Source organism: Alteromonas sp. MmMcT2-5 (assembly GCF_022348315.1).
GTDB lineage: Bacteria > Pseudomonadota > Gammaproteobacteria > Enterobacterales > Alteromonadaceae > Alteromonas > Alteromonas macleodii.
Window position 1 is genome coordinate 23,168 of record NZ_JAKRFB010000007.1, and the last position, 17,261, is coordinate 40,428.

General features: G+C 45.9%; 13 protein-coding genes. 5 read left to right on the forward strand and 8 right to left on the reverse strand.

Annotated features, from left to right (window positions below):
- Positions 1-257 precede the first annotated feature (257 nt).
- Together MHN09_RS05550 and MHN09_RS05555 are read right to left on the reverse strand one after the other, a co-directional pair.
- The gene (locus MHN09_RS05550; protein WP_039225122.1) at positions 258-2,447 is read right to left on the reverse strand and encodes a M3 family metallopeptidase; all 2,190 of its coding nucleotides are present in this window, start codon (positions 2,445-2,447) and stop codon (positions 258-260) included.
- 69 nt (positions 2,448-2,516) lie between these two features.
- Entirely contained in the window at positions 2,517-2,702 is a 186-nt protein-coding gene (locus MHN09_RS05555; protein WP_014975451.1) for a hypothetical protein, read from the reverse strand.
- Between MHN09_RS05555 and MHN09_RS05560 the strand changes: the two genes are divergently transcribed.
- Positions 2,701-3,219, forward strand: coding sequence for a YgjV family protein (locus MHN09_RS05560; RefSeq protein WP_014947990.1), 519 nt, complete (start codon positions 2,701-2,703; stop codon positions 3,217-3,219). The genes MHN09_RS05555 and MHN09_RS05560 overlap by 2 nt on opposite strands.
- A 148-nt stretch (positions 3,220-3,367) precedes the next feature.
- Positions 3,368-3,808: a hypothetical protein gene (locus MHN09_RS05565; RefSeq protein WP_168463229.1), complete on the forward strand. Its 441-nt coding sequence runs from the start codon at positions 3,368-3,370 to the stop codon at positions 3,806-3,808.
- A 111-nt stretch (positions 3,809-3,919) separates the two neighbouring features.
- On the opposite strand, the gene purU is transcribed toward MHN09_RS05565, so the two are convergent.
- Positions 3,920-4,774, reverse strand: a complete 855-nt coding sequence (purU, locus tag MHN09_RS05570; protein ID WP_014947992.1) for a formyltetrahydrofolate deformylase — start codon at positions 4,772-4,774, stop codon at positions 3,920-3,922.
- Positions 4,775-4,959: 185 nt separating this feature from the next.
- A complete protein-coding gene (gene thpR / locus MHN09_RS05575) occupies positions 4,960-5,613 on the reverse strand; it encodes an RNA 2',3'-cyclic phosphodiesterase (protein WP_168463228.1) in 654 nt (217 codons plus the stop codon).
- Positions 5,614-5,769: 156 nt separating this feature from the next.
- Here thpR and hrpB point away from each other — a divergent pair, with 156 nt between their 5' ends.
- Positions 5,770-8,466 carry an ATP-dependent helicase HrpB gene (hrpB, locus tag MHN09_RS05580; RefSeq protein WP_343300027.1) on the forward strand — a complete coding sequence of 899 codons (2,697 nt, stop codon included), beginning with the start codon at positions 5,770-5,772 and terminating at the stop codon, positions 8,464-8,466.
- A gap of 194 nt (positions 8,467-8,660) precedes the next feature.
- Positions 8,661-9,473, forward strand: a complete 813-nt coding sequence (locus MHN09_RS05585) for a DUF4198 domain-containing protein (RefSeq protein ID WP_039225118.1) — start codon at positions 8,661-8,663, stop codon at positions 9,471-9,473.
- 88 nt (positions 9,474-9,561) lie between these two features.
- Here MHN09_RS05585 and MHN09_RS05590 read toward each other — a convergent pair whose 3' ends face one another.
- A complete protein-coding gene (locus tag MHN09_RS05590; protein WP_039225117.1) occupies positions 9,562-10,845 on the reverse strand; it encodes a lytic murein transglycosylase in 1,284 nt (427 codons plus the stop codon).
- A gap of 267 nt (positions 10,846-11,112) precedes the next feature.
- On the opposite strand from MHN09_RS05590, the gene mrcB reads away from it, so the two are divergent.
- Positions 11,113-13,464: a penicillin-binding protein 1B gene (gene mrcB, locus MHN09_RS05595; protein ID WP_014975459.1), complete on the forward strand. Its 2,352-nt coding sequence runs from the start codon at positions 11,113-11,115 to the stop codon at positions 13,462-13,464.
- A gap of 267 nt (positions 13,465-13,731) precedes the next feature.
- On the opposite strand, the gene MHN09_RS05600 is transcribed toward mrcB, so the two are convergent.
- The 3 genes from MHN09_RS05600 to MHN09_RS05610 all read right to left on the reverse strand — a co-directional run bounded on the left by MHN09_RS05600 (position 13,732) and on the right by MHN09_RS05610 (position 17,168).
- Positions 13,732-14,016, reverse strand: coding sequence for a hypothetical protein (locus tag MHN09_RS05600; protein ID WP_014975460.1), 285 nt, complete (start codon positions 14,014-14,016; stop codon positions 13,732-13,734).
- Between the two features lie 372 nt (positions 14,017-14,388).
- Positions 14,389-15,312: a DUF808 domain-containing protein gene (locus MHN09_RS05605; protein ID WP_014948000.1), complete on the reverse strand. Its 924-nt coding sequence runs from the start codon at positions 15,310-15,312 to the stop codon at positions 14,389-14,391.
- A gap of 212 nt (positions 15,313-15,524) precedes the next feature.
- Positions 15,525-17,168: an endonuclease gene (locus tag MHN09_RS05610; protein ID WP_069943606.1), complete on the reverse strand. Its 1,644-nt coding sequence runs from the start codon at positions 17,166-17,168 to the stop codon at positions 15,525-15,527.
- Positions 17,169-17,261 lie beyond the last annotated feature (93 nt).

The following is a 17,261-nucleotide window of genomic DNA, read 5'->3' on the forward strand; positions in this document are numbered from 1 at the left end:
AGTTATCGACCTTTTCCCTGCAAGGTTTATACTTTTTGCTAGGGCAAAGAGATTGTGAAGCATAATTGACCAATAGGTCAATAGAAAGATGAGGCTTTACAAAAACGTCAGTTATAAAAAAGCCCTCTGCTTTACGAAGAAAACAAGAGGGCCAATGGCGTACTGAAGCTAAATATTTAATTAGCCACAGCTAGGGCCTGTTGCTCTTTGATGTACAGCGAATAACAACAGGACCTAGGAAGGGTAAGTGCGTTAACTTACTCTTTGCTTTCCTTAGGAATAGGGAAACCACGGTCACGCATCAATGCGTCTACCTTGGCGTCACGACCACGAAACTTGCGATATGCTTCAGCTGGATCCATTGCGTTACGTACGGCGAATAGATATTTCACTAAGCGATCGCCTACTTCTTTATCGTAGAAACCACCCGGTGCTTCCATAAAGGCTTCTGCTGCGTCAGCTGTAAGAACTTCTGCCCACATGTAGCCGTAATAGGCCGCAGCATAACCTTCACCCGAGAACACGTGACCGAAGTGAGGTGAACGGTGACGCATAACGATTTCTTCTGGCATACCAAGCTTCTTAAGCTCTTCACGCTCAAAAGTATCAGGGTCAATCTTGCTAGGATCGGTAGTATGATACTTCAGGTCCATAATGGCAGAAGCCATGTACTCAGTGGTTTTGAAGCCTTCATTAAAGGTTGAGGCCTTCTTAATCTTTTCAACTAGTTCTGCTGGAATTGGCTCGCCTGTTTCATGGTGAACCAGATAGTTGTTGATTACCTCATCGGTGGTCAACCAGCGCTCTAATAACTGAGACTGGAACTCAGTGTAATCGCGTACGCCAGAATGCGAAGACGGGTATTCTACGTCAGACGCTAAGAAGTGAAGGGCATGACCAAATTCATGGAAGTAGGTTTCAGCATCATCCCACGAAATAAGTGTAGCTTCGCCATCAGCACCTTTCACGAAGTTCGAGTTGTTTGAAGACAATACGGTCTTCTTACCATCGAACGTGGTGTAAGAGCGATACGTCGTTGCCCAAGCACCAGAGCGTTTACCTTGGCGTGAGAATGGGTCAAGGTACCAAAGACCGATATGCTCACCGCTGTCTTTGTCAGTTACTTCCCATACTTTCACGTCTTCGTGGAAAACGGGTACTTTGCCTTCTTCAACAGGTGTGAAGTTGAAGTTGAACAAGCGACCTGCAACGTAAAACATCGCTTCGCGCAGCTTATCAAGCTGTAAGTACTGCTTTACTTCGTTTGAATCTAGGTCGTACTTCGCTTGGCGCACTTTTTCTGCATAGAAGCGGTAGTCCCATGGCGCAATAGTAATGTCTGCACCTTCTTCATCGGCAATGGCCTGCATGTCGGCCACTTCTTCTTCAACGCGAGCAATAGCGGCAGGCCATACTTTCATCATCAGATCCATGGCGTTTTCTGGATTCTTCGCCATACGATCTTCTAAACGCCACTGTGCGTAATTTTCGTAACCTAACAGCTCAACGCGCTCATCTCGAAGGGTTAGGATGCGCTTGATAATGTCATTGTTATCAAACTCGTCGGCATTGTCACCGCGGTTGTAGTAAGTACGCCATACTTTTTCGCGAAGCTCACGATTGGTTGAGTAGGTCAAGAACGGGTCCATAGACGAACGCGTATTGGTAATCGCATACTTACCTTCTTCGCCGCGAGACTCTGCTGCCGCTTTAGCTGCCTTTACAAACGAAGCGGGTAGGCCGTCAAGCTGGTCTTCAGTAATATAAGTAACGTAGTTTTCTTCGTCTGCTAGCACGTTGTTAGAAAACTTGGTGTGCAGAGTAGCAAGTTCTTGGTTAATTTCAGCATAGCGCTTTTTCGCTTCGCCATCTAACGTTGCACCGTTGCGCGCGAAGCTGTTGTAAGTCATCCACGTAATACGCTGTTCTTCTGGCGTGAGCGATTTCAGTTCATCAGACTCGTACACCGTTTTCACTCTTTCAAAGAGTTTTTCATTTTGCGTAATTTGAGTGAAGAAAGCTGATAGTTTTGGTGACATCTCGGCCTGAATTTCGCGGAATTCAGGGCTAGACTTGTTTGAGCTCCAAATGCCGTAATACGTGAATACGCGACCAAGCTCTGCACCTGCACGCTCCATTTCAACAATGACGTTTTCAAAGGTTGGTGGCGCTTCGTTATTTGCGATGGCTTCGATCTCTTTAAGATTCAGTTCCATGGCTTTTTCTAGCGCAGGCTTCAAATCTTCCAAATTCATTTTATCGAAAGCAGGCACGCCACCGTACGGGCCTTTAAACTCTTGAAGCAGCACGTTATCAAACTGTGCTTGTTGAGATGTCGCTGTATTTTGTACATCTGTGCTGGTGGTCTCAGGTGCTTTTTGTTCTGAACATGCACCGAGTGCAACCACAACCGCCATAGCGGTGAGTGATGATTTAAATTTACCCATGAGTTTTCCTGTCTGTTTTTATCTATACGTTTTATGACAAAAACCATCTTAAGATAATGTAAAAATAAGTTAAATGCTCTTTAACGTAATTCCTTGCAGCACAGCGGTTTGAAGAGAAATCGCGCTGATATGCAATTCGTCGAAATTGGTCAAATTTTGATTGGCTTTATGCTGGTTGGAAATTACACTGCGCGCGTTCTGAATAGCTGTCTTCCGCAGCTCGTAAACCACTGACTTTTTTACTGTGATCATCATGTTTGAATTACTTCTTCACGCGTTTCCCGTTGCATTCGCTTTGGCCTCCTTTTGGTCGAACACTGAACGTAAATTACTGCTACTGAATTTAGGGTTATGTATTGCTATTGGCTCACTTTTGGTTTTCGAGCAAGCGTGGGGAGGAGCTGTAGTAATTACGGTGGCGGGGCTGAGTACCAGTTATCGTTTAATAAAACAAAAACTTCTGTCTCCTGTGGCAACCTACATTACATTAATCTCTATGATGGTTATTGTGCTGACGGTGAATAACCTAACCGGTAAAACATCGTTAGTTGAAGCTATGCCGGTGTTAACTTTTATGGCATACCGGTTTGGTGAACTTCACTGCAAGGAAGCGGGTTTAAGGGTATGCATGATCATTGGCTCCATCAACTTCACTGCGTACGGAATAATTACGCAAACGTGGGGATTAGCCATTACTGAAGCCCTGTTTGCAGCCTCGAACCTGTGGTATTACATGAAGCTAAGACGTGCCATGCGTACCAGCCCTGTTTGAAGCATAAAATAGTTCATGTCAGACCGATAACTGGACTAACCTAATGACAAGAATGTGGACGTACTGAAACCGTTGCTTGTATTGAAACCATAGCCGCTTTGTGATTTATTGCGTCTTTAAAGGGAATCAAACTTTCACAGGGAAGACGATGCAACGCAAACCCATCGACAAGGCACTATTTCTTGGTGTTCCAGTGTTTCTACTGGCTCTTTTTATTTTAAATATCACTGCAGAAGGTGAAGTTAAACTAGCGGCTATCCTAGGTAGTGTTGGGCTATGTATAGGCTTTTTCTCTTATTTAAGAAGCAGGCGCTTCGGTAATAGATATCCCATTGAAAAATTGATAGAAAAAGATGGTGATTTTGTGGTGTTTCATTTTTTACAGGGACTTGATCGCCAGCCCCTCAGGGTGAACGCCAATACTATCTATGCGCTTAATTTTTCTCACCATTACCTTGGAGTCATTTTGGAAAGCGGCAACGGTAAAGGGTTTGACTTTCACTATCCTCATAAGGAAGCCGTAATAAAAGCGAGACTTCAAGTGGTGCTAGGTGATGATGGATTTAACAACGTAAAAAAGAATGTCTAAATAAAGCGAAAAAAGTGTAAAGCAAAAAAAGTGTAGAGCGAAAAACAGTGTAAAGAGAAGCCCGAAAGTAATGTTTACTCGCGAGCTTTTTTAATTTATCACTGTAAAGACTTACGCAAACACCACGGTCTTATTTCTATGAATAATCACGCGGTCTTCTAAGTGGTAGCGCACGCCATGAGCTAATGCCGTTACTTCACAATCTTTACCCTTACGCACCATATCAGCTGCACTGTCGCTGTGACTAATACGCTTAACGCTTTGCTCAATAATAGGGCCTTCATCTAAATCTTTAGTTACGTAGTGACAGGTTGCGCCGATTAGCTTTACGCCGCGATCATAGGCTTGCTGGTAAGGCTTAGCACCTGCAAAGCTCGGCAAGAAGCTGTGGTGAATGTTAATGGCTTTACCTTGCAGTTCTTGGCAAAGCGTATCAGGTAAAATCTGCATAAAGCGGGCAAGCACGGTCAAATCAATTTTGTATTCTTGAAGTAAGGTCGTGATTTGCGCAAAAGCGGCTTCTTTCCCTAACGCTTTAAAGTCTACCCAATGGAAAGGGACTTTGTACCAGTCTGCAAACTGTTTCATTTGCGGGTGGTTACCAATAATAACCGGAATATCACAGTGTAGTTCGCCTGTGTGCCAGCGGTGAAGCAGGTCAACTAAACAGTGAGACTCAAGGCTGGCAAGCAGAGCGACGCGCTGTTTTTTGCTGGAGTCGCTTAGCTTCCAGTTCATCTGATATTCGTTAGCAAGCGGGGTGAATTCTTTAACAAAGCTTTGATGATCTAACTTTAGCGAGTCGGTGCTAATTTCATGGCGCATGAAAAAGCGGCCGGTTTGTAAGTCAGTGTGATGGCTTGCTTCAACGATGGTAGCGTTATGGTCGGCCAAAAATTGCGACACGCTGGCAACGAGCCCAATTTGGTCTGGGCAGTCTATTACTAATCTAAATGTTTGTTGCATTTGGGCAGTTTGAATAAAAAAACAGGCTTTCTTTTTACCTGTGCCGCCATGCGTTGTAAAGGCGACGCGATACTTTAAACCAGCTTAAATTGCTATAACTCATAATCACACGAGGTCTTAAGCTGAAAAGGTGCGAGTCAAATGGCCATCAGTTTACCCAAGTCAGCACGGTATTGCGTTTGCCTTTACTCGTCGGTTATGCCTCGGCGCAGCTTTTCTCTTACCGACATATTGTGTTTCAACGGCCAAGACTGGCGGATAGGGTAGGTTACCCCCTGCGGTGTAGAGACAGACTCAAAAAGGTGAAATGCCGAAACGTGAACGTCTACATTGGGGCTGTAAAGGGGAAGAGGCAAGCTCGACGTAGCCTTTCTAACAAGCGTAACGTGAGGCTTATATTCTCTGCTTTCTACCTCTATTGCCGACTTGCGGGCTGCTTTTCGCGACAATTTGGCGAGTTCACCTAGCGCCTTTGGCGCATCTGCCGGCGAAGCGAAGAGTATCTTAGGACCGTTCCATAATCCCGTCGCATCGAGGGTTAGAGAAAAGGGTTCGCTCACAAGCTGATCGAGTTCATACACCAACGCTTCGTGCTGCCGATGATTTATCTCACCTAAAAAGCTAAGCGTTATGTGGAAGTTCGCCGCCGGCACTGCGTACGGTTGCGCGGGCCCTTGGCTATTGGTGTTGTCGTAGCGCGCATTGGTAGACTTTCGAGAGCGGGTATACTCGCTTTTTACCCATTGACGGGGCATAACTTCAGGCAATGCCTGTTGGCGCCAGCTATCTAGAGCAAGTTTTTCTGTGGCGCTAAGATCTAAACCAATAAAGCTTCGCATAGCTTTCCTCCTTCCAATTTGCCCTTTAGCTTGTACATCACGTTAATGTCCATACAAACCTAAGTTTATCATGGCGCTACCTGCGATTTCCAAAACAAGACGCAAGTATTGAGCTATTTGCCAAATTTAAAAAAATAGCAGTGATGTTCGGGTGCATTGCTCAAATCAGGTACACTATACCCATCAACTTATAACACCTTTATGCCCTTTATGTTACAGCCGTTTTCTCACTTACCCGCTTATGAACTCGTTACGCCGCTTGAAGAAGCTGTAGCCGCTAGCAACGTCATCATAGGGGCTCCTCCGGGCGCGGGAAAGTCCACCGTACTTCCTTTGTCACTGCTGAAATCATCGCTTAAAGGAAAAATATTACTTATGCAGCCACGGCGCGTGGTGGTGAGAAACCTTGCGGACTATTTAGCTGGGCAATTAAATGAAAATGTGGGCGAAACGGTTGGCTATCGCATTAAGGGGGAGTCGAAAACATCGTCTGCCACTCGGCTTGAGATCATAACCGAAGGGGTGCTGACTCGCATGATTCAGCAAGATCCTGAGCTTGCTGGAGTAGCTGCTATTGTCTTCGATGAATTTCATGAACGCAGTATTCACAGTGACTTCGGTTTGGCACTAGCGCTTGAAGTACAGTCGGGGCTTCGCGATGACTTACGATTAGTTGTAATGTCGGCTACCTTGGATGTAGCACCCCTTCAAATGTTGCTAAATGCGCATAGCGTACTGCCAGTAGTAAACTTGAATACGCAAGGGCGCATGTTTCCCGTTGACATTCGCTACACACAAGATGTGCAGGCGCATGAGTTAGTACCCAAAACCTGCAATATCATAAAGCAGGCAGTAGGCGAACACGACGGTGATATTTTGGTTTTCCTACCTGGGCGAGGAAGCATTAATGCCGTTGCTAAGGATATAAAAGGCGTTGCTGAGAGTGCGGGCATAGCCGTTCACATGCTCTATGGAGCGTTAAGTAAATCTGTGCAACAAGCCGCTATTACGCCAGACCCGCAAGGCAGACGAAAAATCATATTATCTACCAATATTGCTGAAACGAGTCTTACCATTGAAGGCGTGACGGTGGTTATTGATAGCCTATGGGAAAACAGTGCTCAGTATCATCCGTCCAGTGACATAACTGCGCTTACCCAGCAGCGCATTTCGCAAGCATCCGCCATTCAAAGAGCGGGGCGCGCGGGGCGTGTAATGGCCGGAACCTGCTATCGTTTGTGTAGCAAAAGCAGCTTCGAGCGTTTGGCCAAACACAATGCGGCGCAAATTGAAAAGGAAGACTTAAGTAGCTTTTTGCTTGATACCTTAGCCTGGGGCAGTAGCCCAGATACCTTGGCATTGTTGACGAAGCCTACACAAGCGCAGCAACAGGTTGCACAACAAAAGCTTCAGCGCGTTAATGCTATCTCACAATCCAGTATTACTCCCTATGGAAGAGCGTTGGCCCAGTTACCTTGTCAACCTCACTTATCCCATTTATTACTCACCGTTAAACAAGGGATTGATGGGCTTTGTGCTGATGACAACGACGCGCTTCGTCACGCTGCTCCCTTTGTTGTGGCTCTTAGCGAGAGTAATATCAGTGTAGGTGGCGCAACAAATGTCATGGATGCGCTGCTCCACGCCAATAGCAACACGCGCAGTCAGCTTACACAGCAAGCTACCCGTTATGCGCGCTACGTGCAAAATAATGATGGAAAAGCACAACGCTTTAAGCCTGATATTAACGAACTAGACGAGCAAGCCCTTGGGCTTTGTATCGCTATCGCATTTCCTTTGCAGGTGGGCTATAGGCGCAGTGCGTCAGATAAATCGGCAGAGAGCTCGAATACAACAAATGGTAAGCCTAAGACCGGTATAGTCGAATACAAACTGGCAAGTGGCAAAGGTGCAGAGCTCACTGCCGCTGGCAGTGCGTCCATTTTTAATGAGAGCGAAAATGGCGATGGACCATGGCTGGCGGTGCTTGATGGGCAGCTGATAAAAAGCACGGTGGCAATACGCTTGGCACAGTCAGTGCCTGAAAGCTGGTTGCGTTTAGCCTTTCCTGACGCGTTCAAAGAAAAGCGCAGCGTTATTCTTAACAGCGATACTGGGGTAATGGAAGCCAGAGTAAGTACGGGCTTTTATGAGATAACGTTAAATAGCACACCGGTTTCTGGACAGGAAAAAAGTCGTGAAAAAGCATTCTGGGATGATGCGTTATGCAACGCATGGTTCGCCTATCTTGATGCACTTCCTCTATCAAGCTGGCCGCTTTCTGACGCAGACTGGCAATGGTGGCGAAGAGTGGCAATGGCTGGGAAGCTCAATTTGCCACAAGACAAAGCCTTCGATGAGCCCGAGCCGTGGCCGTTGTCATTGAACGCTCTCGTGCACGAGGCCAAAGACAGTTTAGCGCCCCTCTTAAAAAACTGTAAAAACATCAAAAACCTTAAGCAGTTACCGTGGAAAACAGCCTTGAATAATGGTCTTTCTTGGCCTCAGCAAGATGCATTAGCCACACTCTTGCCAACTCACGTGACTATTCCAACCGGCAGAGAGGCTAGCCTGGATTATCGCGATAATGGAGATGTGGTGCTGTCGGTCAAAATGCCAGAGTTATATTCTCAAGGCACGCCATTAACGATAGCGGGTGGGCGAATTACCGTTGTATGTGAGCTGCTGTCGCCAGCAGGTAGGCCATTACAAACCACCAGTGATTTAGCCGCCTTTTGGCATGGCAGTTATAAGGAAATACAAAAAGAAATGAAGGGGCGCTATCCAAAGCACTTTTGGCCAGATGACCCCGCAAATGCATCGCCGACCAGCAAAACAAAAAAGCATATGTAGCGCGCTGATACGACTACACGAACCATCGTTTTCAGGTGATTTTTGTTTATTTTAAACAAAAGTAGTATCTATATGCCATTTTCCTATATGCCAGTTTCGTACACAGTATGTTTTTTACGACAGTGGTCGTGCGCTGAAACTTGCGCTAAGTTGGAGTATGAAACCTCACTCTTATTTACAGGTTAAACTACGCAATGAAACTATCTTGTATTGCCACTGCTGCTTTTTTATTTGCTACTTCAATTAACGTTCAAGCTCACGATTTTTGGCTAGAACCCACAGCATATCGTTCTCAAGAACCGAATTCGCTGGCATTGCAGTTTAAAGTGGGTCATAAGGAAGATACCTCTCATTGGAACCTTGCATGGGATAGAATAGTCGCGTTGCGCACCTACTCTTTTGACGGTGTAACTGATATGGCTGCCAGTGTTGTACCTAAAACCTCAATGCTGCCGGGCATGGCAAAAACAACCAAGCTCCCATCCGGTACTCACGTCATAGGGTTTGAAAGCTATCACGCCACAAGCACATTAAAAGCGAAGAAGTTTAATCAGTATGCAAAAGAAGAAGGCTTAACTGAGGTATTGGCGCACCGCGAGGCGAGGGGACAAAACGATATCGCCGGCAAAGAGCTGTACTCTAGAAAGGCGAAAACCATTGTGCAAGTTGGCGATGCGGTAACGAACAACGTATTAAAACCCATTGGCCACACATTGGAAATAGTGCCTCTTGAACATCCTTACAAGCTTGCAGGAAACACGCTATCTGTTCAGGTATTATTTAAAGGTAAGCCTTTGAGTAACGCGCTTATCGATGCGTATTCCTTGGTTGATCACAGCGCTAAAGAGCAAGCGGTTAAAACGGATAGTGAGGGCAAGGCGACATTTAAATTTGACGTCGAAGGACCTGTAATTCTGAATACAGTTTGGGGAGTCCCACTTACAAATAGCTCGGCTGCAGATTTCGAAACCTATTTTTCAAGCCTAACGTTTGAGTACTTTCAGTAACCAACAAAGTGAGTGGTTTACACCTTGTAGGCCACTGAAAATACCAAACAGTGAATGCGCGCCAGAAATGGCGCAGCATATATCAAATTTAAGAAGTCGTCGTTTCAAGGTCGATATTAAGTGCAGCCATCACTTCAAGTCCTGGGAACCCATCCGCAATCATGTTGTTACTAATTTGGTAATTACGAATGCCTTCACGGGTAGCGGGGCCAATAATGCCGTCAGGCTTACCCACATCAAAGCCCAAATCATTCAGCTTGCTTTGAAGGGCAATAATATCTTTGCGATTGTACGCAGGTAGATCAGGTAACGTGGCTTTAATGCCAGACGCGCCAGCGATGCGGTCGGCTAATACACCCACGGCAATGGCATAAAACTCTGAGTTGTTCCAGCGCATAATAACGCGGAAGTTTTTGTAGGCGATAAAGGCGGGTCCGTTGTGACCAGCTGGCACAATAACATAGGCGGTAGTATCGCCTTCGCCCAGCTCAGAACCATCAGCTTTTTTCACGCCTTGGGCGTGCCATTCACTGAGAGGTTTTCTATTTTTATAGCCTGACTCTTGATAGTCAAAGTTCTCAGGCAGTTGCACTTCACGACCCCAGCGGAAGCTGCGCTCCCAACCCAAGTTGGCAAGAAAGTTTGCCGCAGAAGACAACGCATCTTCTTCACTTGCCCACAAATTTATTTGTCCGTCGCCATCGCCATCAATAGCGTAGTGGGTATAGGCCGAAGGCATAAATTGGGTGTGCCCCATGGCACCGGCCCACGAGCCAATCATGTCTTCTTTTTGCAGCTTCTCTCGCTCCATCAATTTCACAGCAACAAGAAACTCTTGGGTGAAGTAGGTGCTTCGTCGCTTATCACAAGCTAAAGTGGCAAGCGAATCGAGTACCGGCATTTTGCCTTTGTAAGAGCCAAAGTTTGTTTCTAGCCCCCAAAAAGCAAGCAGATAATGAGGAGGCACGCCGTATTTTTCACTTAGCTTATGCAAAAGCTTGTCGTGCTTTGCATACATCTCTTTACCTTTTTCGGTACGCCAGTCGGTAACGCGCTTGCTGAAGTAGCCAGGAAAGGTTTGTACAAATTCTGGTTGGCTTCGGTCTAGCTCAATCACACGGTCTTGGTGAACAAGACGAGGAAACACATCATCGATAGTCTGCTGGCTAACCCCTTCCTGCTTGGCTTTATCAGCAAGCGCTGCGGTGCAGCTAGCGAATTGTTCATTGGCTAGCGCTGTATTCATTGTCGCACCCGCGAGAAGCAGAGCCATAGACGTGCGAAGTGACGGTCGAAAAAATGAGGCGTAAGACTTGGCCCCTTTAGGCGAACGAGTAGAGAAAAAAGAAGACTTAAATGAAGCTAAGCGCATAGTACGGTTCCTGTGTTACTTGCCAGCATGCTATCGCATTGTGACCGTGAAACGCGAGTAAAATTCATTTTAGTCCTTCAACATATTAGCGCCATGGGACGTTTCAGAAGTATACAAATTCGGAGTGTGCATATTTGGAAACAGTTGTTGAGAGGCGGCCCGAATGGTAATGTTGATACTATTAAAACTAACGTTTTAAAGGCGTTCGTTAAATCCATATCGCAATATGTGCGATGTCATCCTCAATGATCTTCATGGCGTTTTCACGTGGCAAAAAGACAGACAAAAGACAATCCATCTTCAAAAAGTAAAGCATCAAGCAATGGCAAAGGCTCGGCCAAGCGCTCGTGGTTTTTCAAACTGTTTTGGCGAGTCACTCTTATTGGTTTGGTTGTGCTTGGGGCGTATGCCTTCTACCTTGACGCCCAAATTAAGCATGCGTTCTCTGGAAATAAATGGGAAGTTCCCGCGCAGATCTTCGCCCGTCCGTTGGAAATCAGCAAAGGTGAAGAGATAACGCCCCAAGAAGTCATTGATGAGCTCAATTTGCTGGGCTACCGCAAGGTAACCTTTGCCGACAGTAGCGGTGAATATAGCTATCAAAATAAGGTGCTGACTGTGCAGCGCCGTGCGTTTCAGTTTCCAGAAGGCGCAGAGCCTCTGCGTCATTTAGTGATCACGTGGGAAGGTGCACGTATTGGGGAAATTTATGACAAGTCGCAAGGCCGCCCGTATGGTTCTGCAAAGCTAGAACCCTGGTTAGTAACGCGCATGACAAGCGGGTCTCAAGAAGACCGTATGCTGGTAACGTTAGACACCATTCCTGAAATGTTGCCAAAAGCGCTAACCCTGGTGGAAGACCGCAATTTTTATAATCACCATGGCGTTGCGCCGCTTTCAATATTGCGGGCTCTAATGGCAAACATTGCAGCCGGACGAACGGTTCAAGGCGGCAGTACGCTAACGCAGCAGCTGGTTAAAAACATGTTTTTAACCCGTGAGCGCTCCATTGTGCGTAAGGCAAAAGAAGCCATTATGGCGGTGATCATTGATGCCCGTTACAGCAAGTCAGAAATTATTGAAGCGTACTTAAACGAAGTGTTTTTGGGGCAAAATGGCGATATGGCCGTACATGGTTTTGGACTTGCCAGCTATTTCTATTTTGACCGACCAGCTAACGAGCTAAGTACGCCCGAAATAGCCACGTTGGTTGCTATTATTAAAGGCCCATCTTATTACAACCCACGCAAATATGCTGAGCGCACGAAAGAGCGTCGTGATTTAGTGTTGCGCATGCTGTTTGATGAAAATGAAATTAGTCGTCAAGACTACGAACGTTTTGTGAATATGCCGTTAGGGCTCGCCAGTGGGGCTAGCTTAGCAAGCGGTAAACACCCTGCTTTCATGGAGCAGGTTCGTCGGGAACTCAATGAAATTCTGGCTGAGCCTAGCTTAAGAGATTCGGGCGTAAAAGTGTTTACAACACTTGATATCGTAGCCCAGCGCCGCGCTGAAAGTGCATTGTCGGGTACGCTAGACGGTTTGCAAAAAGACAGGAAAGTGCCATTACAGGGCGCAATGGTAGTCACAGATAGTGCAAGTGGTGAAGTACGCGCTATCGTTGGCGGAAAAGACTTTGCGTTCAAAGGCTTTAACCGAGCACTAGACGCAAAACGCCCTATAGGCTCGTTGATTAAACCTGCGGTTTACTTAACTGCACTAGAAGACCCAACCCAATTTAACTTGGCAACGCCGCTTAAAGACGAGCCCATTACCCTTGAAAGTCGAAATGGAAAAACGTGGTCGCCGCAAAACTACGATAAAGAGTTCAGAGGGCAGGTACCGTTACTTCAAGGGCTAGTCGAGTCTTTAAATATACCAACCGTTAATCTAGGCATGCAGATAGGGCTTGATGCGCTAGCCGATACGATAGAGCGATTAGGGGTAACCACCCCCGTAGATAAAGTACCGTCGTTGACCCTTGGTGCTTTTGAATTGACACCATTTAGTACAAACCAAATGTACCAGACCTTATCAAATGATGGGCGTTACATACCTCTTCATACGGTGACTTCTGTAGTAACAGCAGATAACGCGCTGCTTTGGAAAAAGGCGGAGTTTTTTGCTCAGCGCACCGATGAAGCAGCAACCTATTTGCTCAACTATGCCTTGTATAAAGTAACCACCGAAGGTACTGCGAAGCGCATCGGTTGGAATTTTGGGAATGTGAATATGGCTGGCAAAACGGGCACCACAGACGATTACCGCGATAGCTGGTTTAGTGGCTTCGATAGAAACAATGTGGTTACGGTTTGGGTAGGCAATGATGACAACCAACCGGTTAATTTGACCGGTGCAGGAGGGGCCTTGCCCGTCTTTATAAACTACATGAAATCTCAGTCACCCAAGTCATTATCAAGGCGTTTCCCAAAAGGCTTAGGCATTGCACATTTTGACGCCAAGACCGGCGCGGTTGTGGTTGCAGGATGTGCTGGGAGTTTAAGCGTACCGGCTATTTTGGATGTGCTTCCTCCACCTCAACAAGATTGTTCAGGCCGTCCTGTAGACAAAGACAGCGACAAGGATGATAAAAGCTGGTGGGAACGGATATTCGGATAAAAAAACTCCAGTAAGAAGATAGAAAACACAATCACTTGGCTGGGATACAGTCCGTGCTTTCTATCTCCCTCTGGAGTAAAAGGCCCAGGGAAGGCAAATCTTTTAGCGGTAGTCGGTTAGGTTCCTATTTGTTTTTATTGCGTTTTCAGTGACCTTTCTGAAGGAATAGGCGCGCTGTTGAAAACACCAGCGCACTGACTCCAAACGCAATAACCGGTCCGAGTACCACCATAAATAGGGTTGCGGCGGTTAACATGTGCATTCTCCTTATGCGTCGTTATCGTCTGAGCTGATAGGCTCAATCGGCGTAATAGTGATGTCAGCAACCAATGCATTTGCTTCTTCTACTTCTGGCTCAAACGTATGGCTTGCAGTTAACACGTCATAAGTCACGCCTAGGTCCAAGTTCTGCTTTACGTCATGCATGGCGCTTTCAACGATGAAATCTGTATGCGAAACAATGTTGTTCTGAGTGTCGTCAGCGAACGCTGATGCGCCCAATACGCTAGTTGCTAAAGTTAGTGCAGTGAAAGTTTTGCGACCGATAAACATAGTAATCTCCAAAAATTAAGTTAGACACTGCACTTGAACATACTGCGTGGCAGCTATCATGTTGCTAAAGGTTTCGATAATAAGTCGTTATCAATTAACAATTAGTTTATAGCGAGGGATGTGCCAACTCGTAAAAATAAGGTAAGCATATGAATTTAATGAATTTTAACTTTTAGTAAAAAATAAAGGTGGAATTGAGGAATTAAATAAATACTAAAATTTAGCGAATTTAATGTAGAGGTGGTCAAAATGACTAACGCAAATTTTTTAACACTTGCGCAGCGACACTGGTGACCATGAGAAAGGTCAGAAATAGGGGCGCAGGTCTATAAAGAAGAGCGGCGCCGCCAATGTATAAAAGAGTGAATAGGTCTAGGACGCTTTACTTCTAAATTGTGAAACCATTGTCACTACTAGCGCAATGATCACACCAGCAGCAATACCAACAACACCATCAGCAAGTATAGACATAACCAGCGATGCGTCTGGGATAAGTGCGGTAAACCAGTCGGTAATAACGTGCAAAAAGCCAATGCTGTGGGTGAGGATGCCACCACCGACTAAAAACATAGCAACAGTGCCTACAACCGCAAGGGTTTTCATTAATGCGGGGGCGGCAACTAATAACGCTCTGCCAATAAATCGTTGAAGGGTGTTCATTGAACCTGTTAACGACTTGCGAAGCATGTAAAGCCCAACGTCGTCCATTTTAACTAGTGCCGCTACCAGCCCATAAACGCCAAGGGTAATCGCTAAGCTTAGTGCTACCAGTACACCAATTTGCGTAGTAAGTGTTGCATCGGTCACTGTGCCTAATGCAATTACAATAATTTCAGCAGACAGTATAAAGTCAGTGCGTATAGCGCCTTTAATTTTATCTTTCTCAAACGCTACCATATCCACATCTTCGTGGGTAAGCGCTTCTATTCTGGCTTCTCGTGTTTTTTCTTCATCTTCGTGGGGAAGATATTTGTGCAGCAGTTTTTCTGCACCTTCAAAACATAAATATAACCCGCCCAGTACCAAAAGGACGGTTATAAGAGAGGGCACAAAAGCACTGATGGCTAATGCCGCAGGAACCAATATTGCTTTATTAATAAGTGAGCCTTTTGCTACTGCCCATACAACAGGTAGCTCTCGGTCTGCTTTAACGCCTTGGACCTGGTCGGCGTTTACCGCTAAATCGTCGCCCAAAACGCCCGCTGTTTTTTGCGCAGCGACTTTCGACATGGTTGCGATGTCGTCCATTAACGTTGCTATATCATCAAGTAGGGCAAGTAAGTTAGCTGCGGCCACGTCGAATATCCTTTGTTATGTATTACAGTTAGAGTAATCCCCAGTAAATAGCAGCTTAGCGTACTTAAAACATGGGTGATATACAATTAGGAATAATGCCGATAAATCACAATTCGTTTTAGGCAATTTTCAGGGCTATCACCAACAGAAAAGGCGAACTCAGAGGAAGTGTGAGTTGAGAAGAGCACGCTCGTGCTCTTCTCATGTTGAAGTTAATTACCCCAAATGTTGTTTACCAGTTCTGGATGATCAACAAAAGGGTTTCGATTGTTCTGGAAATTGAAGGCAGCGTCATTCCTATCGATTTCCTTTTGGCTTACAGGGTCTTGAGAATGCCAGCTTAAAAGCAGAGTTAAGAACCAGCTTTCAAATACTTGATCACTCGTACCATTCAACACTGCGTCGCCATAGGTGCTATTCGTTTCCCAATTTGCAATGACGTTTTCATAACGTGTCGCCATGTAGAAATACGCTCTAGCGAAGTCACCTTTGAACTCGTCGATGGGCTCAAAAACGGTGCCTGTATAACCAGAAGCAGAAGAGCCCGCGCCCAGTTTGGAACCATTCGATGACGTATAAGTAGCACTTGCGACATCACCGTACGGATAGCTACTTCGGCGACCGTTAACGTAGCCGTCGGTTGCAAAAACGTGATGAACATCAGTATTCATAGGCGAGACTGCACCGCCAAACCAGCTGCGCGGGAAGGCGTGTTCGCGGTTATAGCAACTGCCTTCTCCACTATAGCTGCCACACTGGTCAGAACCAGCCGTGTAGCTGTAAGCGTCACTACCATTTGGGTTTTCTGAATACATGTCCAAAATGGAGCCGTCATTTTCATAGTAGCTGTCGCTTGTGTATGAAATATAGAATGTCCAAAGGTCGCCATAGCTTTGTGTATTATGATTTTTGATAATGTTGTAAAGCTCGGTTTTTAACGTATAGCCTGACAGACCGTTGGCACTTGCATAGTAACCAGTGAGTTCTGATGAACCACCACCACTGCCACCGCCACTCGTTGTGCCAACGCTAAAGCTGGTGCTTTCACTCGCGCCGAAAGAGCCGCCATTAGCTACAGACACGCCCTCTATTAGCAAGTTATAGCTGCCAGAGCCATAGGAGCAGCAGATTCCATCGCCATAGGCATCACTAATGGTAAAGGTATATTCTCCATCAGTAAGGCAAACCGCTTCAGTATAACTTTGGTTGCTAGCGTAGCTGCTGCCAGAGGCTTCAACTTGGTTGTTTGCGTTAGTTATTTGCCAACTGGTTTCACTGCCGTAATTGTCGGTAGTTAAGTTCAAAACACCTGAATGGCTAGCACACGCGCTTCCACCGCCGTTATTGCCACCTGACCCAAGCGTAGTCGGCTCGAATGCGTCTACATAGACGGTTTCTGACCCATCAAAGCCCGTCTGATCATAAAAGCGTAACCCCACCTCAATCTCTTTTGACGCTGTAGCGGAATAAGAGAAAGTAAGCTGTTGCCAGTTTCCAGTTAATGAGTTGTCAGAATAACCTTGATAACCGTCTACATATAGGCGTGCTTTTACAGCACCTTCAGTGTGATATAGCCTCACTGAAAATTCATAATTTTGACCGGCGGTTACATTGATTGTCTGACGGAAGTCAGTTGAACCTTGCGTTGTCGTATTGACGGTAACTGCAGCAGACTTGCTTCCCGAGAATGAGTAGACAGAGTTTTCAGCTACACTAATGCCGGAGTCGATAGTTGACCATGAATTAGGTGCGCCAGACGTCCATGTTTCAAAGTCTCCATTGGAGACCTGACCCATGGCGATAGCGGGTAACAACGCACCTGCCAAGCCGACTATTTGACGTAAGTTTATATTCATTTATTTTCCGTTATTGTCTTTATTTTAAATGTATATTTGTTCCTTAAATGTAGTGTTCGACGCCTTCCTAGGCGTATCAAATATTGCACGTAT

Bases quoted from the DNA above. Each gene is read 5' to 3' on its own strand.
- MHN09_RS05550 (WP_039225122.1), bottom strand. From the start codon at position 2,447: ATGGGTAAATTTAAATCATCACTCACCGCTATGGCGGTTGTGGTTGCA.
- MHN09_RS05560 (WP_014947990.1), top strand. From the start codon at position 2,701: ATGTTTGAATTACTTCTTCACGCGTTTCCCGTTGCATTCGCTTTGGCC.
- MHN09_RS05555 (WP_014975451.1), bottom strand. From the start codon at position 2,702: ATGATGATCACAGTAAAAAAGTCAGTGGTTTACGAGCTGCGGAAGACA.
- MHN09_RS05565 (WP_168463229.1), top strand. From the start codon at position 3,368: ATGCAACGCAAACCCATCGACAAGGCACTATTTCTTGGTGTTCCAGTG.
- purU (WP_014947992.1), bottom strand. From the start codon at position 4,774: ATGCAACAAACATTTAGATTAGTAATAGACTGCCCAGACCAAATTGGG.
- thpR (WP_168463228.1), bottom strand. From the start codon at position 5,613: ATGCGAAGCTTTATTGGTTTAGATCTTAGCGCCACAGAAAAACTTGCT.
- MHN09_RS05585 (WP_039225118.1), top strand. From the start codon at position 8,661: ATGAAACTATCTTGTATTGCCACTGCTGCTTTTTTATTTGCTACTTCA.
- MHN09_RS05590 (WP_039225117.1), bottom strand. From the start codon at position 10,845: ATGCGCTTAGCTTCATTTAAGTCTTCTTTTTTCTCTACTCGTTCGCCT.
- MHN09_RS05600 (WP_014975460.1), bottom strand. From the start codon at position 14,016: ATGTTTATCGGTCGCAAAACTTTCACTGCACTAACTTTAGCAACTAGC.
- MHN09_RS05610 (WP_069943606.1), bottom strand. From the start codon at position 17,168: ATGAATATAAACTTACGTCAAATAGTCGGCTTGGCAGGTGCGTTGTTA.